This window comes from Brachybacterium sacelli (genome assembly GCF_017876545.1).
Lineage (GTDB): Bacteria > Actinomycetota > Actinomycetes > Actinomycetales > Dermabacteraceae > Brachybacterium > Brachybacterium sacelli.
Map to the genome: position 1 here is coordinate 2,417,491 of NZ_JAGIOD010000001.1, position 21,615 is coordinate 2,439,105.

22 protein-coding genes are annotated in these 21,615 nt (G+C 72.4%); 10 read left to right on the forward strand and 12 right to left on the reverse strand.

Features of this window, described 5'->3' with window-relative positions:
• Positions 1–3: 3 nt before the first annotated feature.
• The 5 genes from JOF43_RS10875 to dapD form a co-directional block, all read right to left on the reverse strand.
• Positions 4–423: a hypothetical protein gene (locus JOF43_RS10875; RefSeq protein ID WP_209901942.1), complete on the reverse strand. Its 420-nt coding sequence runs from the start codon at positions 421–423 to the stop codon at positions 4–6.
• Positions 424–456: 33 nt separating this feature from the next.
• Positions 457–897, reverse strand: coding sequence for a VOC family protein (locus JOF43_RS10880; RefSeq protein WP_209901944.1), 441 nt, complete (start codon positions 895–897; stop codon positions 457–459).
• Complete coding sequence (locus JOF43_RS10885) at positions 890–1,771, reverse strand: helix-turn-helix domain-containing protein (RefSeq protein WP_209901946.1); 882 nt, start codon at positions 1,769–1,771, stop codon at positions 890–892. Before JOF43_RS10885 ends, JOF43_RS10880 begins: the two co-directional genes overlap by 8 nt.
• Before the next feature lie 24 nt (positions 1,772–1,795).
• Positions 1,796–2,671 carry a hypothetical protein gene (locus JOF43_RS10890; RefSeq protein WP_245354433.1) on the reverse strand — a complete coding sequence of 292 codons (876 nt, stop codon included), beginning with the start codon at positions 2,669–2,671 and terminating at the stop codon, positions 1,796–1,798.
• 83 nt (positions 2,672–2,754) lie between these two features.
• Positions 2,755–3,747 (reverse strand): 2,3,4,5-tetrahydropyridine-2,6-dicarboxylate N-succinyltransferase, encoded by a 993-nt coding sequence (gene dapD, locus JOF43_RS10895; protein ID WP_209901948.1) that lies wholly within the window; start codon positions 3,745–3,747, stop codon positions 2,755–2,757.
• A 90-nt stretch (positions 3,748–3,837) separates the two neighbouring features.
• Between dapD and JOF43_RS10900 the strand changes: the two genes are divergently transcribed.
• Together JOF43_RS10900 and JOF43_RS10905 are read left to right on the forward strand one after the other, a co-directional pair.
• Complete coding sequence (locus JOF43_RS10900) at positions 3,838–5,106, forward strand: MFS transporter (RefSeq protein WP_209901950.1); 1,269 nt, start codon at positions 3,838–3,840, stop codon at positions 5,104–5,106.
• Between the two features lie 157 nt (positions 5,107–5,263).
• Complete coding sequence (locus tag JOF43_RS10905) at positions 5,264–6,811, forward strand: HNH endonuclease signature motif containing protein (RefSeq protein ID WP_209901951.1); 1,548 nt, start codon at positions 5,264–5,266, stop codon at positions 6,809–6,811.
• Here the strand turns inward: JOF43_RS10905 and JOF43_RS10910 are convergent.
• A complete protein-coding gene (locus JOF43_RS10910; RefSeq protein WP_209901953.1) occupies positions 6,796–6,933 on the reverse strand; it encodes a hypothetical protein in 138 nt (45 codons plus the stop codon). The two genes, JOF43_RS10905 and JOF43_RS10910, sit on opposite strands and share 16 nt — an antisense overlap.
• Before the next feature lie 748 nt (positions 6,934–7,681).
• Here JOF43_RS10910 and JOF43_RS10915 point away from each other — a divergent pair.
• The 6 genes from JOF43_RS10915 to JOF43_RS10940 all read left to right on the forward strand — a co-directional run bounded on the left by JOF43_RS10915 (position 7,682) and on the right by JOF43_RS10940 (position 13,075).
• A complete protein-coding gene (locus tag JOF43_RS10915; protein ID WP_209901955.1) occupies positions 7,682–9,439 on the forward strand; it encodes an FAD/NAD(P)-binding protein in 1,758 nt (585 codons plus the stop codon).
• Between the two features lie 35 nt (positions 9,440–9,474).
• Entirely contained in the window at positions 9,475–10,587 is a 1,113-nt protein-coding gene (gene dapE / locus JOF43_RS10920; protein WP_209901957.1) for a succinyl-diaminopimelate desuccinylase, read from the forward strand.
• On the forward strand, positions 10,584–11,933 hold the full coding sequence (locus tag JOF43_RS10925) for an APC family permease (RefSeq protein WP_209901959.1): 1,350 nt from the start codon (positions 10,584–10,586) through the stop codon (positions 11,931–11,933). The genes dapE and JOF43_RS10925 overlap by 4 nt, the downstream gene beginning before the upstream one ends.
• Positions 11,930–12,667, forward strand: a complete 738-nt coding sequence (locus tag JOF43_RS10930; RefSeq protein ID WP_209901961.1) for an LOG family protein — start codon at positions 11,930–11,932, stop codon at positions 12,665–12,667. The genes JOF43_RS10925 and JOF43_RS10930 overlap by 4 nt, the downstream gene beginning before the upstream one ends.
• Positions 12,664–12,825, forward strand: a complete 162-nt coding sequence (locus JOF43_RS10935) for a hypothetical protein (RefSeq protein WP_209901963.1) — start codon at positions 12,664–12,666, stop codon at positions 12,823–12,825. Before JOF43_RS10930 ends, JOF43_RS10935 begins: the two co-directional genes overlap by 4 nt.
• 79 nt (positions 12,826–12,904) lie before the next feature.
• On the forward strand, positions 12,905–13,075 hold the full coding sequence (locus tag JOF43_RS10940) for a DUF3117 domain-containing protein (protein ID WP_209901965.1): 171 nt from the start codon (positions 12,905–12,907) through the stop codon (positions 13,073–13,075).
• Positions 13,076–13,137: 62 nt separating this feature from the next.
• Here JOF43_RS10940 and JOF43_RS10945 read toward each other — a convergent pair whose 3' ends face one another.
• Positions 13,138–13,800 (reverse strand): O-methyltransferase, encoded by a 663-nt coding sequence (locus JOF43_RS10945; protein ID WP_209901967.1) that lies wholly within the window; start codon positions 13,798–13,800, stop codon positions 13,138–13,140.
• Positions 13,801–13,933: 133 nt separating this feature from the next.
• On the opposite strand from JOF43_RS10945, the gene JOF43_RS10950 reads away from it, so the two are divergent.
• On the forward strand, positions 13,934–14,347 hold the full coding sequence (locus tag JOF43_RS10950) for a twin-arginine translocase TatA/TatE family subunit (protein ID WP_209901969.1): 414 nt from the start codon (positions 13,934–13,936) through the stop codon (positions 14,345–14,347).
• A 12-nt stretch (positions 14,348–14,359) separates the two neighbouring features.
• On the opposite strand, the gene JOF43_RS10955 is transcribed toward JOF43_RS10950, so the two are convergent.
• The 4 genes from JOF43_RS10955 to JOF43_RS10970 are packed head-to-tail and all read right to left on the reverse strand — an operon-like array spanning position 14,360 to position 18,991.
• On the reverse strand, positions 14,360–15,526 hold the full coding sequence (locus JOF43_RS10955) for an Mrp/NBP35 family ATP-binding protein (RefSeq protein WP_209901971.1): 1,167 nt from the start codon (positions 15,524–15,526) through the stop codon (positions 14,360–14,362).
• Positions 15,523–16,134, reverse strand: a complete 612-nt coding sequence (locus tag JOF43_RS10960) for a DUF1003 domain-containing protein (protein WP_209901973.1) — start codon at positions 16,132–16,134, stop codon at positions 15,523–15,525. Before JOF43_RS10960 ends, JOF43_RS10955 begins: the two co-directional genes overlap by 4 nt.
• A 2-nt stretch (positions 16,135–16,136) precedes the next feature.
• Positions 16,137–17,465, reverse strand: coding sequence for a magnesium transporter MgtE N-terminal domain-containing protein (locus JOF43_RS10965; protein ID WP_209901975.1), 1,329 nt, complete (start codon positions 17,463–17,465; stop codon positions 16,137–16,139).
• Positions 17,462–18,991: an aminopeptidase P family protein gene (locus JOF43_RS10970; protein ID WP_209901977.1), complete on the reverse strand. Its 1,530-nt coding sequence runs from the start codon at positions 18,989–18,991 to the stop codon at positions 17,462–17,464. The genes JOF43_RS10965 and JOF43_RS10970 overlap by 4 nt, the downstream gene beginning before the upstream one ends.
• Before the next feature lie 37 nt (positions 18,992–19,028).
• Between JOF43_RS10970 and JOF43_RS10975 the strand changes: the two genes are divergently transcribed.
• Positions 19,029–19,886: a PHP domain-containing protein gene (locus tag JOF43_RS10975; RefSeq protein ID WP_209901979.1), complete on the forward strand. Its 858-nt coding sequence runs from the start codon at positions 19,029–19,031 to the stop codon at positions 19,884–19,886.
• 38 nt (positions 19,887–19,924) lie between these two features.
• On the opposite strand, the gene JOF43_RS10980 is transcribed toward JOF43_RS10975, so the two are convergent.
• Entirely contained in the window at positions 19,925–21,562 is a 1,638-nt protein-coding gene (locus JOF43_RS10980; RefSeq protein ID WP_209901981.1) for a DEAD/DEAH box helicase, read from the reverse strand.
• Positions 21,563–21,615: the final 53 nt, after the last annotated feature.

Consider the following 21,615-nt stretch of genomic DNA (forward strand, 5'->3'; position numbering starts at 1 on the left):
GCGTCACCGACCTCGTAGCCATGCGGTGGCGGCAGAGGTGTACATCGAGGCGGTCGCGATGAGCACCGCAGCGATGTGGAGCAGGCGCACGGTGAGGAACTCCAGCGCGGGCAGCTGACCGGCGAGTGCCTCGAGGGTCAGCGGCACCGCGAGCGAAGCGAGGCCGAGGAGGGACAGCAGGACGGTCAGCACCGTCCTGGCCCAACGGCGTCCTCCTCGCAGCGCGAGGACGAGCAGGCTCGCGCCCAGGTAGAGGGCGACGCGCGACAGGAGGGCGGGCAGCAGGTCCGGGACCGTCGCTCCGGCGGTGACCTCGGCGGTCAGCGAGAGTGCTGTCTCGAAGATTCCGGCGGCGATCGCCACGGACCAGGCGAGCAGGGACAGTCGTAGGGACTGCGGCGCGAGGGGGCGCGGAGCGTTCATGCCGCCCATGCTCCTCCGCGCAGGGGGCAGTGCTTACGAGGCGGCCGTCGGCAGCGGCTCTCCCGGGTAGGTGCCGACGGACCAGAGGTTTCCCTCCGGGTCCCGCACCGCGAACTCGCGGCTGCCGTAGGGCGTGCCCTCCAGCGGCATCACCACGTCGGCCTGCTGCTCCAGGACCTGCTGGTACAGGGCGTCGATGTCGCTGACCACGACGTAGGACCCGGCGCTGCCGGGCTCACGGGACCACGTCGAGTCCCCCGTATGGCTGCCGAGCATGACGCCGCCGCGGCCGTCGGGCCGGACCAGCTCGGCGTGGGCGACGCGGTCACCGTCGTCGTACCGGGCGGTGAGGACGAATCCGAGGACGTCGGTGAGGAAGCCGATGAGGCCGGCGGCGTCGCGGGCCTGCAGGGTGACGAAGACGGTGGGGTTGCGGTCGGTGCTCTGGGTGCTCGGGGCGCTGTGTTCAGTCATGGTCCCCATCCTCGGTCCTCCGGTACGCGCCGTCTTGAATGTTTCGGAACTCCTCGTGGATCCACGCGCTCGGGCCGACCCCGGCGTACCGGGTGAACTCGCGGGTGAGGTGCGCCTGGTCGCTGAACCCGGCATCGGCGGCGATCCGGGAGAGGTCGGTGCGTCCGTGACGGCGCACCTGGCTCGCCAGGCAGGCCGTGGCGTTCTCGAAGCGCATCAGCCCGGCGACCTGCTTGGGGGAGCGTCCCAGCTCCTGGCGGAAGAGGGTGCCCAGATGACGGGAGCTGAGGCCCACAGTGGTGGCGACCTCCGCGACGGGCACCCGGCCACGTGAGCGTTCGAGGAGGTTCCAGGCCCCCAGCAGCTCCGGCCGCAACGACGGGTGACCGTGGCGGTCCTGGCGACGGATCAGCCTCTCCCTCACGAGGCGGAACCGCGCTCCCCAGTCCTCGCTCTCGCTCAGCTGCTGGTGCAGCTCGATCGCCCAGCGGCCGAGACGGTCCCGACCGTCGAAATCGCTCACGGGCAGTTCGGCGGCGGGAGCTCCGAGCACCGCGCGGGCGGCGAGCGGGTGCAGGGCGATCTGGACGCCGGCCTGGGTGCGGCGCTGCTTCACGTAGCTGGCGGCAGTGTGCAGACCGCCGATGATGACGGGGCAGGGGCGCACCTCCTCCAGCGCGGCCTCGGAGCCGGCGGCCTCCACCCCGTCGTCGAGCGCGAGGATGAAGGTCAGCCGGGACGACGGCAACCCGCGGTGGAGCTGCTCCGGGGCCGCGAGCGCACGGTAGCCGACCATCGACGTGATCCCGGGGGCGCTGCCCGGCGGGGCCGCGGCGACGTCCCAGACCGGCGGCTCGCGATCCTCCTCGCTCATGGCACGAGCCTACGCCGCGATCGGTCAGGACCCGCTGACGAGCACGACCACCCGATCGGCGTCGCCGCCCTCGACGCTCGACCAGCTGTTCGCGTCCTCGCCGCGCAGCGAGCGGTCCCAGACCCGGCCCTGGTAGGACACCTGGACCACGCCGTCGTCGGCTGCCCGCGCGACGGCCCAGTTCGCGAGCGCCCAGCCGAGGCCGGTGTCGCCCTGGGGGTCGATGACCAGGGCGGTCGCTCCTGCGTCGACCGGCAGCTGCGGGGCTGTGCCGCCCGCGTCGGCCAAGGTGGTGCCCACGCGCTCCGATCCGGTCAGCCGGGGGAACTGGCGGGCGAGTTCGGAGCGCACCTGCTCGGGAGAGACGGTCGCGTCGACCGGATCCAGCGTGCACACCAGGTTCGCGCCGCTCTGCCCGGTCAGCGCCGAGGCGTACAGACGGCCCTCGGTCTCGTGATCCCGGTACGCCTCGGGGTGGCCGCTGCGCTGGACCCGCTGTGCGACGTCGTTGATGTCCGCGGATTCGTACCCGTCGATCTTCTCGAGCACGTCGTAGAAGGCGTTGGTGGAGTAGATCGGGTCACTGATCTGCTCCACGGTGCCCCAGTCCTGGGAGGGCCGCTGCTGGAAGAGCCCGATCGAGTCGCGATCGCCGTGGTCGAGGTTGCGCAGCTGCGACTCCTGGTACGCGGTCGCCAGCGCGATCGAGGCCGCCCGCGGCGGAAGGCCCCGATCCACGGCGACCGCGCTGATCAGTGCGGCGTTCGCAGCACGATCGGTGGAGTAGCGGTGGCTCGTGCCCAGCCCGGAGGCGGTGCAGGTGCCCGTGTGGGCGGGGGAGCCGTACTGCTGCAGGGCGAGATAGGACCCGCCCGCTATCCCGGCGAAAAGCAGCACCATGACCAGGGGGATCACGAGGTGACGGGCGAAGCCGTGTCGCTTACCGCGACGCGCCACCGCGTGCCCGTTCCCTGTACTCGTCGTCAGTTCGCGTGGAGCGCGGCGTTGAGGGAGACCGTCTGCCCCTCGCGGGCCACGGCCTCGACGGCACCGGTCAGCGAGTTGCGGCGGAACAACAGATTCGAGACTCCGGAGAGATCGCGGGCCTTGACCACGTGCGGCTCCTCGCCGGCGGCGTGGTCGTCGCCCTGCTCACCCACCACGATCACCTTGGTGCCGGCGGTGATGTACAGCCCGGCTTCGACCACGCAGTCGTCGCCGAGCGCGATGCCGACTCCGGCCTCGGCGCCCACGAGGGACCGCCTCCCGATGCGGACGCGCTGGGTGCCGCCGCCGGAGAGGGTGCCCATGGTGGACGCACCGCCGCCCACGTCGGAGCCGTCCTCGACGACGACACCCTGCGAGATGCGGCCCTCGACCATGGAGGTGCCCAGGGTGCCCGAGTTGTAGTTCACGAAGCCCTCGTGCATGACGGTCGTGCCCTCGGCCAGATGAGCGCCCAGGCGCACCCGGTCGGCGTCACCGATGCGCACGCCGGTGGGCAGGACGTAGTCGACCATGCGCGGGAACTTGTCGACGCTGAGCACCGTGGGCTTGCGACCCGCGGCGATCAGGCGCAGTCGGGTCTCCTCGAAACCGGGCACGGCGCAGGGACCCTCGGAGGTCCACACGACGTTGGTGAGCGTCCCGAACAGGCCCTCGAGGTTCTGCACGTTGGGCTGGACCAGGCGGTGGGAGAGCAGGTGGAGGCGGAGGTAGGCATCGGCCGCATCGGCCGGGGCGGCGGCGAGCTCGATCGCGCGCACGACGACCTCCTGGCTGGTGCCCCGCACGTCGTCGGCCTGCGCGGCGGCGCTCAGCTGCGCGTGCAGGGGGAGGGATTCGACCGCAGAAGGCGCCTCGCCGAGCTGCGGCGCGGGATACCATGCGTCGAGGACGGAGCCGTCGGCACCAAGGGTGGTGAGCGCGATGCCCCAGGCCTGGGTGGCGGGGGAGTCAGGTGTCGTCGTGGTCATACGTGAAGTCTACGAAGCCCGACGGCGCGATGGCACGCCCAGTCCAATGGTCAGGGCGAACAGCACATCGGAGCCCGAGGGCCGACGGACATGACCGACCCTGCGGCGAGGACGCCACTGCGCCGCAACCCGGAGTACCTCAGGTGGCTGCTGGGGGACCTCCTCCTCGACATCGGCACCGGGATCGGCGCGTTCGCCTTCCCCCTCGTGACCTTCATGGTCACGGACTCGCTGGGCGCCACCGGAGTGGTGGCGCTGGTCCAGGGGCTCGGGGCGCTGGTCGGGCTGATCCCCGGCGGGCTGCTCGCCGATCGGTACGAGCGGCGCCGATTGCGGCTGCTCGCCGGAGCGATCGGAGCACTCGTCCAGGCGGCGCTGATCGGCGTGCTGCTGGCCGGCTGGGCGGGCGTGGCGGTGCTGGCCGGGATCGCCTTCGTGGACCGGCTGCGCGGGACCCTGCTGGGCAGCGCCTCGAACGCCATGCTCAAGCAGATCGTGCCGACGCCGCAGCTGCCGCGAGCCGTCTCGATCAACCAGGGGCGCGAGGCCGCGGTGGAGATGGCCTCCGGTCCCCTCGGAGGCGCGCTGCTCGGCCTCTCGATCGTGTTCCCGCCGCTGGCCCATCTGCTGGGCAACCTCGGCTCGGTCGCCGCCACGATCACCATGCGTCGGCGGTACTTCCCGCGGGCCGAGGCTGCGGAGCGCACGAAGGTGGGGGAGGACCTGCGCGAAGCGCTCACCTGGATGCTCTCGCAGCCGATCCGTCTGCAGATGCTCGCGATCTCGTCCGCCGTGAACCTCGGCGCCAACGGACTGATCTTCGCCGTGCTGCTGGATCTCGCGTCCGCGGGGGTGCCGGCCACGCGCATCGGCCTGCTGAACACCGTGCTCGCCGGCGCGATACTGCTCGGTGCCCTCCTTGCGCCGCGCCTGGTGGACACCGTGCCGACGGGGGCCCTCGCGATCGTCCCGGTCCTCCTGATGGCCGGGGTCGGGGTGCTCCTCCCGTTCGCTCCCGGCATGCTCTGGATCGGCGCGGCCTACGCGGTGCTGGGGGTCGGCCTGCCCGCGATCAACGCCTCCAGCCAGGGCTTCTTCACCCACATCACGCCGATCGCGATGCAGGGACGGGTCAGCTCGCTGATGCGGCTGGTCTCCTCCGCGCTGATGCCCCTGGCCCCGGCGGTCGCCGGCTGGGGGCTGGAGATCGCCGGCACCCTGCCCACCATGCTCCTCTTCGCGGCGGTCCTGGCCCTGGGTGCGCTGGTGGGCCTGCTGGGGCCGGATCTGCGCCGGGTCCCGACCGCTCCGCAGTGGGAGCTCCATGCCCGCGAGGAGGGCCTCGCCGTCGAGGAGTGAGGTCGGGGCTCCGTCACGTCCTCGGCGGGGATCCTTCCTCCACAGAGCCGCTCCGTCCACCGTCGTCGCGACGGTCCGCCGTGTGTCACACCTTCGACCTACTGTGGCAGAAGAGTTGGAGAACGAGGCAGACGAGGGACCCGAGGAGGAGCGGAGCATGTCGCAGACGATCGCGTCCGAGGCCGGCTCCCGTCGTGTGGAACCGCCGCGCCCCCGAGTCACCGCACGGCGAGAGCTCGACGCGGCGTCGCTCGCCGATCGCGCCGACCTCGAGGAGGGAACGGTCGAGCACGGTGCCGCCACTCGTCTCCTCGAGCGCGGACGCAGCGCCTCTCGCGAGCACGCCGGTCATCTGCGAGACATCGCCGAGCTCTGGGTGGAGCGGGACGACGATGACCTGCGCGAGGACCGCGAGGAGTCAGACGTCGCGGTCGCGATCGCCCTGCGCACCACCACCTCCCGTGCCGCGACCCTCCTGCGTGATGCCCACCTGGCTCTGACCGGTCTGCCGGCCACCTTCGCCCGCCTCGAGGCGGGTGACATGCCGGTCGAATGGTTCGACCGACTGCTGCGCGAGCTGCGGGACCTCACCGCGTTCCAGCGTGCCCAGATCGACGAGAGGGTCTCGAGCTGGGACCTCGCCTCGCTCCCCGCGGACAGCTACCGGCGCGCGCTGAGCCTGCTGCTGGCCTGGTTCGCCTCCGCGGCGACCGAGATCGGCCCGCAGGAGAGGCGTGACGTCGACGTCGAGATGTCCCCGGTCGCCGACGGCACCGCGTGCCTGCGCATCACCGGTCCCATCCCCGAGATCCTGGCGCTGTCCCGCCGGCTCGACGCCGCCGCACGTGCTGTCCAGTCCGCCCAGCGCCACGCGCTGGAGGCCGGTGCCCCGGTGCCCTTCGACCTCGACGACGCGGCCTCCACGACCGGGCGCCGCCTGCCGCTGCGTTCCCTGCGCTACGCGGTGATAACCCGGTCCGTCCTGGACACCGGCGGTATCGAGGTCCCTCGCGAGCAGTTCCGGCTGAACATCGTGGTGCCTGCGATGTCCCTGATGGGGGAGTCGAACGCGCCGGCCCTGCTCGACGGCACGATCCCCGTCCCCGCCTCCATGGCCCGCATGATCGCCGCCGAGGAGAGCGTGTGGTTCCGGGTGCTCACCGATCCGGTCGACGGCAGCTTCCTCCCCGTCGCCGCCTCGCAGTACCGTCCGAGCGTCGCGATGCGCGAGCACCTGCGGTTGCGGGACCCGGTCTGCGCGGTGCCCGGCTGCGGCCGCCCCACCTCGAGCTGCTCGGAGGCGGACCACATTCAGGAGTACGACCACGAGAACCCCGATGAGGGCGGGCAGACCTGCCCGGAGAACCTCCACCAGCTGTGCTGGAGGCACCACCGGCTGAAGACCCTCGGCCTGATCGACCCGGTGCGCGGGCCCGACGGGACGATCACCCATTGGACCACCCGCTCCGGTGCCCACGCCTCGGTGCCGCAGAACACCGACCTCCTCACGCCCGAGCTGGCCGCTGCCCTCCAAGGTCGGTGGGAGCAGTACGAGTTCGAGCGCGACATCGCCGCGATGGCCGCCGCCGGCGAGTTCGAGCGCCTAGCCCGCGAGGAAGGGCCGGTGGATCCGCTGCTGGACGACGACAGAGAGCGCGGCCGCCGAGCACCGGCGCCATCGCCCGAGGATCAACCGCCGTTCTGACCGGCCCCGTCGAGTGGGTCCTTGTCGCCGGTGTCCACGCCGAACCACTCCGCGGCCCGCGCGCGCCGCACGATCTGCTCGAGACGACGCCCGCGCAGCTGGACGGCCAGGATCGCGAGCAACAGGGCGAGCGCCCCACCACCAGCAGGGTGATCAGCAAGATGGCCGCGCCGACGCAGATCGCGATGATCCCCAGCCCCACCAGCACCGCCGGGCCGAGCGAGCCCAGGATCGCGGGGCCGGCGGAGCGGCCCTGCAGCGCCCGACGCACCGGCAGACCTCGTCCGAGCTGACCTGGCCGGGCGACGGCCCAACCCAGCAGCGCGCGGTCCCGGCGACGGGTCGCGACCTCCCCGACGGTCGCCGCGAGGATCACCAGGACTGCGACCGCGATCAGGAACGGACCCGAGGACGGCGGCAAGGAGGAGCGGCTGAGGTCGTCGGTCCGCAGCCCCAGCGCCACCCGGACGATGACGAGACTCAGCGCCACCAGCAGCAGCACGGCCTCGAGGATCCTCAACGGGACCTGCCGCGCCGCGCGTTCGGCCTCCGCGGCCGTCCCGAGCTCGTCGGCCACCGGATCCGCGCCCTCCTCGAGCACCACCCGGCGCTCGTCCGCGAGCCGCTCCACGAAGTCCTCGACCTGAGACCCCGCACGCAGCGAGATCGCGTACTGCGCACGCTGGGCGGCGGTCAGCCACGCAGCCATCACGATCGAGTCCGCGAGCGCGCGGAGCCGCGCGGCCTGCCTCGCCCCGAGCAGTCCACTCGGGACAGCGGCCGCCCCCCCCGGGGAAGATGCCGCGGCGGCGGAGGCGTGGTCGTCATGGCTCCATCGTTCCAGGCCGTCGACGGCGCCATACTGGGGAGATGACCGCCGCCACCGACCTCGCTCGCACCGTCGCCGTGATCGGGGCCGGACCGCGGGGCACGGCGATCATCGAGCGGCTGGTCGCCGCCTCCCGGTGCCCTGACTGGCACGGGCCGCTGACGGTGCACCTCGTCGACCCGCACGTCGGCCACGGTGGCAGGGTCTGGCGCGAGGACCAGCCCGATGTGCTGCTGATGAACACCACGACCTGCCAGACCACGATGTACCCCGACCCCAGCTGCCATTCGGTGCTGCCGCCCGTGCACACCGACACCCTTGCCGACCATCTGGCGGCCGAGGGCCTGGGGCCCGGGGACTTCGCCTCCCGCGCCGCCCACGGCCGCTACCTCGCCCGTGTGCTCCAGCGAGCGGAGCAGGACGCGGACCCGGACCGGCTGCGGATCGTCCAGCACGCCGCCGAGGCGGTGGACGTCACGGGCCCCGCCGACGGGATCCAGCGCGTGCGCCTGAGCGACAGCCGCGTGCTGCGGGCCGATGCGGTGGCCCTCGCCCTCGGTCACCTGCCCACCGCGCTCGGCCCCCGCTCCCAGCAGCTCTCCGACGCCGCCGCGCGCCACGACCTGGTCCATCTCGGTCCCGCCAACCCGCTCGAGGTGGACTACGCCGCGCTGCTGGGCCGCGAGAGGATCGCCGTGCAGGGCATGGGCCTGAACTTCTATGACGCGATCGGGATGCTCACCACCGTCGCCGGGGGCCGCTTCGTGACCGACGGGAACGCGCCGTCCGGGCTGCGGTACCTCCCCGGCGGCGGCGAGCCCCGCCTCCTCGTCGGCTCCCGCTCCGGCATGGTCTATCGGCCCAAGCCCGACCTCGGGCACGACCTGCCCGCCCCGTACACGCCACAGGTCCTCACCGGTGAACGCGTGCTCGAGCTGGCCGTGCGCTCGGCCGGCGTCGACCACGAGCGTGAGGTCATGCCGCTGATCCTCGCCGAGCTGCGGCGCGCGCTCGCCGGGGACGGGTACGGCGAGCTCGCGAGCGACGAGGCACTGATCCCTCTGCTGTTCCCCTTCGGTCGCCGCGGTGGCGAGACGGCCGACGCCCACCGCCGCACCCGTGACGTGCTGCGTATCTCGCTGCGCGCGGCCACCGACCCGGATCCCGCCTGGGTGCTCGTCTACCGCGTGCTGATCGCCATGCGGGTCCAGGTGGGCCGGCTCGTCGACCTGGGCGCGTACACCACCGAGTCCGTGCGCCGCGACATCGACGGGCACCTGCGCAACGCCTTCGCGTCCTGGGCCTCGGGGCCGCCCGTGCTGCGTGTGCGCCAGCTGCTCGCCCTCGAGGAGGCCGGTCTGATCGAGTTCGCCGGGCCCCGCATGCACCTGGACATCGACGACGAGGAGGGCCGCTTCGCGGTGCGCGGGGCGGACGGCCCGACGATTCTCTGTGACGGCGTGCTCGAGGCCCACCTGCCGCCGGTGGATCTGCCCGCCTATCGAAGCGCCCTGATCGGGGCCTGGCGGGAGCGCGGCGAGGTCCAGAAGGACTCCTGGGCATCCCGTGGCAGCCGCCGCCGGATGCTGACCGGCTCGATCGCCGTGGACGGGCTCTACGCCCCGATCGGGGTGGACGAGACCGTCTACGAGCGGCGCCTCCTGGTGGGGGTTCCGGTGTCCACCGCCCAGCCGGGCTCGGCGATCACCGCCGAGCCGGGCACCTCCGCGCAGCTGCTGCGCCACGCCGAGGCGGTCGCACTGCGCCTGGCCCGCGCCGGAGGGGCGCTTCACGACTGACGCAGGCCGGTCCCGGTCAGTGGCACGATGGCTGCATGCACACCGCCACAGCTCCCGTCCTGGACCCCTCGGCCGACATCGTCGATCTCACCGCGGCGATCGTCGACATCGAATCCGTCTCCGGGAACGAGGCGATGCTCGCCGACGCGGTCGAGGCCGCCCTGCGCGGACACGCCGAGCACCTCGAGGTGATCCGCGACGGGGACACCGTCATCGCCCGTACCCACCGCGGACTCGATCGACGGGTGCTGCTGGCAGGTCACCTCGACACCGTGCCGCTGGCCGGCAACCTGCCCTCGGTCCGCCGCACCCGCGAGGGCCGCGAGGAGCTCGCCGGGCGCGGCACCTGCGACATGAAGGGCGGGGTGGCGGTCTTCCTCAAGCTCGCCGTGGAGGCCGACGCTGCACCCGTCGATCTCACCTGGGTCTTCTACGACCACGAGGAGGTCGCCGCCGCGGACAACTCCCTCACCCGCCTCGCCGCCGAGCGTCCCGAGCTGCTCGCCGCGGACTTCGCGATCCTCGGCGAGCCGACCTCGGCCGGCGTCGAGGGCGGCTGCAAGGGCACCATGAAGCTCGAGGTCACCACGCGCGGCATCGCCGCCCACTCTGCCCGCGACTGGGTGGGCGAGAACGCGATCCATCACCTGGCGCCGGTCCTCGAGCGCCTGGCCGCCTACGAGGCCCGCCGCGCCGTGATCGACGCTCTGGAGTACCGCGAGTGCCTCAACGTCGTGGAGATCTCCGGGGGCATCGCCGGCAACGTGATCCCGGACCGGGCCTCGGCGCTGGTGAACTACCGTTTCGCCCCCGACACGTCGGTCGAGCAGGCGGAGGCGCACGTGCGCGAGGTGCTCACCGGTCTCGACCTCGAGATCACGATCACCGACTCCTCGCCAGGCGCTCTGCCGGGCCTCGGGGACCCGGCGGCGCGCGACTTCCTGGCCGCCCTCGGAGAGGGCGTGAGCGTCGCCGCCAAGCAGGGCTGGACCGATGTGGCCCGCTTCGCCGCCCTCGGCACGCCGGCGGTCAACTTCGGGCCCGGTGACGCGCTGCTGGCCCACACCGATGACGAGCACGTGCCGCTCGAGGACCTCCGCCGGAGCCTCGAGGCACTGCGGCGCTGGCTGGCGGTCACCCCCCGATGAACGACGGCGCCCTCCACCGCAGTCTCGGCCTGCCGCAGCTGCTCGCCTACGGGCTGGTGTTCATCGGTCCGGCCGCCGCCGTGGGCGTGTGGGGAACGCTGGACGCGAAGTCCGGCGGCGTGGTGCCCGTGGTCTACCTGGTGGCCACCATCGTCATGGCGCTGACCGCCTCCAGCTACGCGCTGATGTCCGCGGCGGTGCCCCGTGCCGGCAGCGTCTTCGCCTATGCCTCCGAGGGCATCGGACGCTCCGCGGGCCACATGGGCGGCTGGATGATGCTGCTGGACTACCTGCTCATCCCGTCGGTCGCCTATCTCTTCAGCGGCATCGCCCTGCACTCGCTGATCCCGCAGGTCCCCGTGTGGGTGTACGTGATCGCCGCCGTCGTGATCTCCACCGGGCTGAACCTCGCCGGCGTCACGGTGACCGCGTGGGTCTCCACCGTGGTGGTGGTGGTCGAGGTGGTCGTCCTGGCCGCCGTGCTCGTCGCCGGGATCTGGGTGCTGGCGGGGGTCGGCCCGGTCCGCGGCTGGCTCGACCCCCTCACCGGTGGGGCGGCGGGCCTGGACGCGGGCCTCGTGCTCGGGGCCGTCAGCGTCGCCGTGCTCTCCTACCTCGGCTTCGACGCGCTCGCCACCTTCGCCGAGGAGACCCGCGGGGGTGTGAAGGTCATCGGGCGGGCCACGCTGATCTGCCTCGTCCTCGCCGGCACCCTGTTCATCGCCCAGACCTACGTGGGCGCGCTGCTGTCCCCGCTGACCACCGCGGAGCTGCAGGCCGACCCCTCGCTGCAGGGCGATGCCTACTACGCCATGGTCGACTCCCAGATCTCGCCGCTGCTGCACGCGCTGCTCGCCCTCGCCAAGGGCATCGGGGCGATCTTCAGCGCCCTGGTGGGCCAGGCCGCCGCCAGCCGCATCCTGTGGGACATGGGCCGCTCCGGCTCCTTGCCTCGCGTGTTCTCCCGCCTCTCCGCGCGCACCGGCGTCCCGGTCGTCGGCGTGCTCGTGGCCTCCGCCGGCAACGTCCTGGTCGCAGGCTGGGCCTCGACCCGAGGGGACGGCCTGGACCTGGTCTCCTCGATGGTCGACGTCGGTGCGATCACCGGATTCGTGCTCGTGCACGCCTCCGTGATCGGCTACTTCGTGCTGCGCCGGCGCGGGGGAGCGGTCCGGCCCGTGCGCCACCTGGTGATCCCCGTGCTCGGCGCCGGGCTGCTGATCGCCGTGCTGACCGCCTCCAGTCCGGTGGCGCTGGTCGTCGGCGCGATCTGGGCCGTCCTGGGCGTGGTGGTCCTGCTCCTGCGACGTCCGCACATGACGCCAGCGGATACGCTCGGAGCATGACCCCCGAGGAACGAGATCGCCACCGCAAAGGACCCATCACGCTGCGCGGTGACCAGCGGCCCGCCCGCACCACGGACCAGCGCCTGCTGGAGGAGTCCGGTCCCGGGGACTGGGTCCACGCCGATCCCTGGCGGGTGCTGCGCATCCAGTCCGAGTTCGTCGAGGGCTTCGGGGCGCTGGCCGAGCTGGGCCCGGCCGTGTCGATCTTCGGCTCGGCGCGTCTCGGCCCGGACCACCCCTTCTACGCCTGCGCGGTCGAGATCGCCAAGGGTGTCGTCGAGCTCGGCTACGCCGTGATCACCGGGGGCGGCCCGGGCATCATGGAGGCCGGCAACCGCGGCGCCCAGGAGGCGGGCGGTGTCTCCGTGGGCCTCGGGATCGAGCTGCCCCATGAACAGGGCATGAACGAATATGTCGACCTCGGTGTCGATTTCCGGTACTTCTTCGCGCGCAAGACCATGTTCGTGAAGTACTCCAGCGGCTTCGTGGTGATGCCCGGCGGGTTCGGGACCTTCGACGAGCTGTTCGAGGCGCTGTGCCTGATGCAGACCCACAAGATCGACATGTTCCCGGTGGTGCTGGTGGGGCGCGCGTACTGGCAGGGGCTGCTCGACTGGCTGAACAGCGCCGTGCTGGACGGCGGGACGATCAACGTCGGCGACGTCGAGCTGCTGCGTGTCGTCGACACCGCCGAGGAGGCGCTCGACGTGCTCCGGGAGGCTGCGCACCGATGACCGCGGTCAGCCCGATCGTGCTGCTCCTGCTGCTGGTCGCGGTGGTCGTGGCGGTGCTCATGGTGCTGCTCGCCCGAGGACGGATCGGGGACGGGACCGAGCTCCCGCGGCGCCGTCCGGGACGCCGGCGTACGAACCGCTCGCGGAACCTGAGATAATGGCCACCGTACGCGCGCTGTCCGAGGCCCCGTCCGGGGGAGCCCCTCAGGGACAGCGACACCATCAAGGAGGCACGCCATGGCTGCTATGAAGCCGCGCACCGGGGACGGTCCGCTCGAGGTCGTGGAGGAGGGACGCAGCATCATCATGCGCGTCCCGCTCGAGGGGGGCGGCCGGCTGGTCGTCGAGATCACCGCGTCGGAGGCCGTGGAGCTTCGAGACGCCCTGGAGGGCGTGATCCCCTCCTGACCTGCTGAGCGGCTCACGTCGACAGCCTCGCACCCCGGTGGTGCGGGGCTGTCCTCGTGTCCTCAGCGCCGGGACGGGCGCAGCACGGCGGCCAGCACCCCGTCACCGCCGCCGGAGAGCGCCGGGACCAGGTCCTCCGCCTCCGAGACGGCCCTCAGCACCTCGCGCACCGAGCGGGTCCGCTCATCCCGCGCCGTGGGGTCGGCGACCCGGTCGTGGTACAGCGCATGGGGGATCACCAGCACCCCGCCGGGGCGCAGCAGGCGCCGGGCGTGCTCGAGCAGGTCCAGGGCGTGCGGGACCTGCGCGGGGAAGCTCACCAGATCGTAGGCGTGGTCCGTGAGGCGGACGACGACCTCGCGCGGGCTGCCGGCGATGGTCCGCACTCGCGGGGAGCGGATCTGCGCCTCGGCGAAGGACAGGCGGGCGGCGCGCTGGTTCTCCACCTCCGGATCGATCGTGGTCAGCACCCCGTCGGGGTGCATGCCCGAGAGCAGGTAGAGGGAGCCGACGCCGCTGCCGGTGCCGATCTCGACGGCCGCCCGGGCCTGCACCGCGGCGGCGAGCACACGCATCAGCGCACCGGCGCCCGGCAGGACCGGCGTGGTGCCGAGCTCGTTGCCCCGCTCCCGGGCGCGGGCCAGGACGCCGTCGTCGGAGAAGAGGGTCGCCTCGTCGACGAACTCCTCACCATGGGCCCAGCTGGCCACCTTTCCCGACGACATGAGTACATCCTTCCGATCGGCCCGTGCGAATGCGCCCAGACTATGCCAGGAAGCCGCCGGGACTGGGAACCGCCTGGCGCCCGCGATGCAATAATGGCTCTGCAGATCAGTCGACGACACGTACAGGTGGGACATGGGCGGCACCGGATTCATGGGTCTCGGCGGGTGGGAATTCGTCATCCTGCTCGTCGTGTTCCTCGTGATCGTCGGCCCCCAGCGCCTCCCCGATCTCACCAGGCAGCTCGTGCAGTGGGTGCGTCAGGCCCGACGATGGGTCGACGACTCGCGGGCCACGGTCGAGGACGAGATGGGCATCGCCATGGAGGATCTGCGCAAGTACGATCCGCGGCAGTACGACCCGCGTCGCATCATCCGTGAGGCCTGGGGCGACACGGACCTCGAGGAGATCCTGCCCGACAAGGAGTCCCTCGCCGTCGCCACCGGGGCGGGCGCCGGAGCCGCGAAGGCGTCGAAGAAGTCCGCCGGCAGGAGCGGTGCCAAGGACGAGGGCCCGAAGCGGGCGCCCTTCGACCCCGAGGCCACCTGAGCCCCTGCCGGCTCAGTGCTTGGCGACGGAGAGCGGGAGCTTCATCCCTCCGAGACCGCGCGGCGTGCGCACGAGCGAGCGGGCGATGCCCTGCAGCGCCGTCGCCGTGGGGGAGCGGGGGTCCGACAGCACCAGCGGCACCCCCTGATCGGCGCCCTCGCGCAGCGCCGGATCCAGGCCGACCCGCCCCAGCACCGGCACGTTGTGCCCGACGGCCTCGCCGAGCGTCGCCGCGACCCGGTCCCCGCCGCCGGAGCCGAAGACGTCCATCACGGAGCCGTCCGGCAGCGTCAGTCCCGCCATGTTCTCGACCACCCCGGCGATCTCCTGCTCGGTCGAGGTGGCGAGCGAACCGACCCGCTCGGCGACCGTGGCCGCCGACTGCTGCGGAGTGGTCACCACGACCATCCGGGCGCTCGGGAGCAGCTGGGCCACCGAGATCGCCACGTCCCCGGTGCCGGGCGGCAGGTCCAGCAGCAGCACGTCGAGGTCGCCCCAGAACACGTCCGAGGCGAACTGTTCGATCGCCCGATGCATCTTGGGGCCGCGCCACACCACGGCCTGGCCCTCGGGGACGAACATGCCGATGCTCATCACGGCCACGCCGTGACCGGTCGGCGGCATCAGCAGGTCGGAGACCTTGGTGGGCTGATCGGTGATCCCGAACATGCCGGGCATCGAGAAGCCGTGGATGTCGGCATCGATGACGCCCACGCGCAGGCCGTCGGCCGCCATAGCAGCGGCGAGGTTCGCGGTCACGGTGGACTTGCCGACGCCGCCCTTGCCGGAGGAGATCGCGAAGATGCGGGTCAGCGAGCCGGGCTGGTTGAAGGGGATCTGGCGGCGCCCCTGCCGCAGGCGCGCGGTGAGCTCGCGGCGCTGCTCCTCGTTCATCGCCCCGGTCTCGACCTCGACCCGGGACAGGCCCGGCACGGTCGCGGTCGCCTCGGCGGTGTCGCGCTCGATCCGGTCGCGCATGGGGCAGCCCTCGATGGTCAGCAGGACGCGGACCCGGGCGATGCCCTCCGCGTCGACGCTCACGTCCTCGACCATCCCCAGCTCGGTGATCGGCCGGTGGATCTCGGGGTCGATCACCGTCTCCAGGGCCTCGTGGATCCGGGCGACGCGGTCGTCGGCGGCGGTGTGCTCTGCGTGCTCTGTGTGGTCGGTGAAGCTCACGGCGTGTCCTGCTCCTTCGGGCGGTCGGGGGCGCCGGCGTGTTCGCGCTCGGTCAGCACCGCGTCGATCTCCTCGCGCAGGATCGTGCGGAGATCGGCGGGCGCCTCGTCGGCGGCCCCTGCCCCGGCGGGGCGCTCGATCTCCTCGAGCAGATCGCGCAGCTCGCCGCGCACGAAGTCGCGGGTGGCGACGTCGTTCAGCGCGAGACGCAGCGAAGCGATCTCGCGGGTGATGAAGTCGGTGGTGGCATGGTTGCGCTCATTGGACTGGCGGTCCTGCTCGGCCTGGACCCGGTCGCGGTCGTCCTGGCGGTTCTGGGCCAGCAGCAGCAGCGGCGCGGCGTAGGAGGCCTGCAGCGACAGGATCAGCGTCAGCAGGGTGAAGTTCAGCGCGCGGGGGTCGAACTGCGCCGAGACCGGGGCCAGCGAGTTCCAGGTCAGCCAGATCGCGCAGAACAGCGTCATCCCGACCAGGAAGGCCGGGGTGCCCATCATCCGGGCGAATCCCTCGGCGCCGCGGCCGAAGGCGTCGCCGCGCAGCGGATTGCGCCACCTCGACCGCCGCCGGGGCGCAGGGTCGTCGAGCGGAGGCGGATTGTGCTCGGCCATCCTCAGCCCTCCTTCGCACCGTCACGGGCGGTGGCCCGGGCGATCTGGGACAGGTCGATCTGCCCGGTGGTGGGCACCGGCTCGTCCTGCTCGCGCCAGTCGTCCGGCAGCATGTGGTCGAGCACGTCGTCGACGGTGACCGCGCCCAGCAGGCGTCCGTCGTCGTCGATCACCGGGATCGAGACCAGGTTGTAGGTCGCCATCTCCCGCGTCACCCCGGACAGCGGGGCCGTCGGCGCCACGGCGACCTTGTCCGCGTCGAGGATCTCGCCGACGGGACGGTCCGGACGCTCCCGCAGCAGCTGCTGGAAGTGGACGATGCCCAGCAGGCGGCCGGTCGGCGTCTCGAGCGGGGAGCGGCAGACGTGCACCGTCGAGGCCAGCGCCGCGTGCAGCGCCTCCCGGCTGATCATCGCCAGGCAGTGCGCCACCGGGGTCTCCGGGGCGACGATCAGCGGCTCCGTGGTCATCATGCCGCCGGCGGTGTACTCGTCGTAGGCGAGCAGGCGGCGGACGTCCTCCGCCTCCTCCGGCCGCATGAGGTCCAGCAGCTCGCCGGCGACCTGCTCGGGCAGCTCGCCGACGATGTCGGCCGCGTCATCGGGATCCATCACGTCCAGCACGTCCGCGGCCCGGGCCGCGTCCAGCCCGGTGACGACCTCGACCCGGATGTCCTCCGGCAGCTCTCCGAGGACGTCCGCCAGGCGCTCGTCGGCCAGCTCGCCGGCCAGCTCGATCCGCCGCTTGGCGTCCAGCTCCTGGATGATCTCGCCGAGATCGGCGGGGTTGAGATCCTGGTAGGAGGCGGCCAGGAGGTGCGCGGACTGCTCCGCCTGGGTGCCGTACAGCCCGCCGACTTCCGAGACCGGGACCGTGAGCGTCTCCCCACGGGAGACCAGGCGGCCGAGCGGGCTGCCGCGACGGCGACGGCGCAGATGCAGCCGGGAGATGTTCCAGTCCCTGTGCCGGTCCTGGTCCAGGGCGATGTCCAGCACCGTCGCCTCGCCGGAGCCGTCCTCGAGGGTGACCGCGCGATCCAGCAGGTCGCCGATCACCAGCAGCTCGCCGGTGCGCTTCTCGAAGCGGCGCACGTTCAGCACGCCGGTGGAGATGACCTGCCCCGGGGAGATCGCGGTGACCCGGGTGACGGGCAGGAACACGCGACGCTTGGCCGCGACCTCCACCACCAGCCCCACGGCCCGCGCCGCCTCCCGCGCCCGCGGCACCACGACGACGTCGCGCACCTTGGCCACCACGTCCCCGAGCGGGTCGAAGACCGTGGTGCCGACGAGACGCGCGACGTAGAAACGCGGCGGGACCGTGGAGCTCACCGCCGCAGTCCAGCCATCCAGGCCTCGACGTCCTCCACGCGGCGGGGCGCGGCGGCCGAGAGGTTCTCCACCCCGTCGGCGGTCACCAGGACGTCGTCCTCGATCCGCACCCCGATCCCGCGCAGCTCCTCGGGCACCAGCAGGTCGTTCTCCTTGAAGTACAGGCCCGGCTCGATGGTGAAGACCATGCCTTCGGCGAGCTCCGCGTCGAGGTACATCTCGCGACGGGCCTGCGCGCAGTCGTGCACGTCCATGCCCAGGTGATGACTGGTGCCGTGCGGCATCCAGCGCCGGTGCCACTGCCCCTCGGGGGACAGCGACTCCTCGGCGGTGCCCGGCAGCAGGCCCCACTCCTCCAGCCGGCCGGCGAGGACCTCCATCGCGGCAGCGTGCAGCTCACGGAAGCGCAGTCCGGGGCGGGCCACGGCGAAGGCGGCGTCGGCGGCCTCGAGCACGGCCTCGTAGACCGTGCGCTGGGTGGGGGAGAAGGTGCCCGAGACCGGCAGGGTACGGGTGACGTCCGCGGTGTACAGGGAGTCGACCTCGACGCCGGCGTCGATCAGCACCAGCTCGTCCTCTCGCACGACGCCGTCGTTGCGCGTCCAGTGCAGCGTGCAGGCGTGGTCGCCGGCGGCGGCGATGGTGTCGTAGCCGACCCCGTTGCCCTCCGCGCGGGCGGCGGCGGCGAAGACGCCCTCGATGACACGCTCGCCGCGGGCGTGGCCCACGGCCTCCGGCAGGCGGGCGATGACGTCCTCGAAGCCGCGGAGGGTGGCGGCGACCGCCTCGCGCATCTGGCCGATCTCGTAGTCGTCCTTGACCAGCCGCTGCTCGCTGGTCGCCTCCTTCAGCGCCGCGTGCTCCGCGGCGGCCTCGTCCCCGCCGGGCAGGCCGTTCTGGCCCCGGATCTCCTCGACCATCGACTCCACGGAGGCGTCCACTCCCGGCATGATCGACAGCGACAGCTGGGCGCCGACGTCCTTGGCGAGGTGGTCGCGCAGCTCGTCGATGTGGCGCACCTCGATGCCCAGGCGCTGGGAGGCCTCGGCCACGGTCGGGCGGCGCCCCACCCACATCTCGCCGTAGCGGGCGTCGGCGTAGAACTCGGCGGTGTCGAAGCCCGCGCGGGGACGGAAGAAGTAGGTCGCCCGCGCGACCTCGGGATCCTCGGCCGTCGGCTCGACGACCAGCACGCTGTCGGGCTCCTCGTCGGTGCCCAGTCCCGCGTAGTACGCGAAGGCGGTGTCGGGACGGAAGGGGTAGTCGGTGTCGTTCGAGCGCACCTTGAGCACACCGGCGGGCAGCACCAGGCGTGTCGCCGGCAGGGACCGCACGAGCGCGTCACGGCGGGCCGGGGTGACGTCAGCAGCCGCGCGGCGCTCCGCGTCGGGGACCGTCTCGTCCCAGCCGGAGGCGATGAACTCGCGGAACGCCGCATTGGTGGGGCGCTGACTGCGGGAGTCCCCGCGCGAGGCGAGGTCCTTGCTGAGGTCCTTGGGGCTGGCGTCGGTGTTCTCGGTGCTCACCCCTCGATGGTCTCACGCCGCGGTCTACCCTGGGCGTATGAGTGAGCGCATCGACCTGCACACCCACTCGTCCTGGTCGGACGGCACGTGCGGTGTCGACGAGCTGCTGCGCCGCGCGGCCCGGGCGCAGCTGGACGTGCTGGCCCTGACGGACCACGACACGGTCGCGGGCTGGGCGGAGCTGCCCCGTGCGGTCGCCGCCAGCGGCGTGGCCGCGGTCCCCGGCATCGAGGTCTCCGCCGAGCACGAGAACCTCAGCGTCCACGTCCTGGCGCTGCTGGTGGACCCCGACGAGGACACCGAGCTGGCCGAGGAGATGGCGCGGGCCCGCTCCTCGCGCATCGAGCGGGCCCGGTCGATGGTCGAGCTGATCTCACGGGACCACCCGATCTCCTGGGAGGACGTGCGGGCGCAGGCCGCGGGGGACTCGACCGTGATCGGCCGCCCGCACATCGCCGACGCGCTCGTCGCCCGCGGCGCCATCCCCGACCGCTCGGCCGCCTTCCAGGAGATCCTGAGCCCCTCGGGCCCCTACTACGTGCCCTACTACGCGCCGTCCCCGGTCCGCGCCGTACGTGCGATCCGGGCGGCCGGCGGCGTGGCGGTGGTGGCGCACCCCGGGTCCGTGACCCGTGACGCCGATCTGCCGGTGGACCTGCTGGAGGAGATGGTGGAGGCGGGCTTGGCCGGGATCGAGGTCGGTCACCGCGAGCACGACGAGGCGGAACGCACGCGGCTGCGGGAGTTCGCCACGACCCATGACCTCCTGATCACGGGCGGCAGCGACTACCACGGCGCCGGCAAACCCAACCGGCTCGGGGAGAACCTCACGCAGCCGGACGTCCTGGCCGCGATCACCCACCGCGCGACGAGCACCACCGAGGTCATCCGTTGAGTGAACCTGGTCGACCCGAGGTCCGCGGGCGTGGGGGATCAGCTCTCCTGCGAGGAGCCGCCTGCCTGGCTGCCGCCGCTGCGGCCCCGGCGGGAACGGCGGCGTCGCTGTGAGGAGGCACCGCCCTCGGGCGTCGTCCCCTCGCTGACCACCTCACCGTTGACCCGGCGGGTGCGGGACCGGCTGCGGCTGCGCCGGGGACGCTCGGGGGCGGCCTCGCCGCGCTCGCCGCGGTCCTGGCGCTCCCCGCGGTCCTTGCTGCGGCCGCCGCGACCACCGCGGCTGTCCTCGCGACCTCCGCGCCCGGAATGGTCGGGGCCGCCGAGGTCCTCGATCTTCTCGGCGTCCAGACCGTCGCGGGTGCGCTTGTCCTTGGGCAGGGTCCCCTTGGACCCGGTGGGGATGTCGAGATCGGTGAAGAGGTGATCCGAGGTCGAGTACGTCTCCTCGGCCTCGGTCGACTCCAGCCCCAGCTGACGGGCGATGAGCCCCCAGCGCGCCAGGTCCTCCCAGTCCACGAAGGTGACCGCGGTGCCCTTCTTGCCCGCCCGACCGGTGCGGCCGGTGCGGTGCAGGTACGTCTTGTCGTCGTCCGGGCAGTTCCAGTTCACCACGTGGGTGACGTCGGTCACGTCGATGCCGCGGGCGGCGACGTCGGTCGCGACCAGCACGTCGATCTTGCCGTTGCGGAAGGCGCGCAGCGCCTGCTCGCGGGCGCCCTGACCGAGGTCGCCGTGCAGCGGCGCGGCCGCGAAGCCGCGATCGGCGAGGTCACCCGCGACGCGGTCCGCCTGGCGCTTGGTGCGCATGAAGATGATCGTCAGACCTCGCCCGCGGGCCTGCAGCACCCGGGCCATGACCTCGATCTTGTCGAGCTGGTGGGCCCGGTAGACGACCTGCTTGATGTCGGCCTTGGTGCGTGCGCCGTCGTTCGGGTCGTGCGCCCGGATATGGGTGGGCCGGCTCATGAAGCGGCGGGCCAGGGCCATGATGGGGCCGGGCATCGTCGCGGAGAACAGCATGGTCTGGCGCGAGGTCGGAACCGCCTGCAGCAGCTTCTCGATGTCCTCGAGGAAGCCGAGGTCGAGCATCTCGTCGGCCTCGTCGAGCACCGCGGTGCGCACCTGGGACAGGTCCAGGTACTTCTGACGCATGAGGTCGATCAGGCGTCCGGGGGTGCCCACGACCACCTCGACGCCCTTCTCGAGGGCCTCGATCTGCGGCTCGTACGCACGGCCGCCGTAGACGGTCAGGATGCGCACGGGGCGTCCCGCCGAAGCGGCCTCGAGGTCCGTGGCGACCTGTACCGCGAGCTCACGGGTGGGCAGGACCACGAGGGCCTGGGGCTTGCCGACGGGCCGGCCGTCGGGGTTGTCCTCTCCGGGGGCGACCGCGGCCTGCAGCAGCGGGATGCCGAAGCCCAGCGTCTTGCCGGTGCCGGTCTTGGCCTGGCCGATGATGTCGCGGCCGCGCAGGGCGACCGGCAGGGTCATCGACTGGATCGGGAACGGATGGATGATCCCCTTGGACGCGAGGGCTTCGACGATGTCGTCGCGGACGTCGAAATCCGCGAAGGTCTGCTCGGGCGTCGCTGTCGTCTCGGGGGTGCCGGAGCTCTGCTCGACGGCGGGGGAGGCCGACACGGCCTCTTCGGTGTGCGGGATGGTTTCAGGCACCGTTCAACTCTCTGATGTCGGATATGCCCTTCCATCGTAGCCCCCATGCCGCC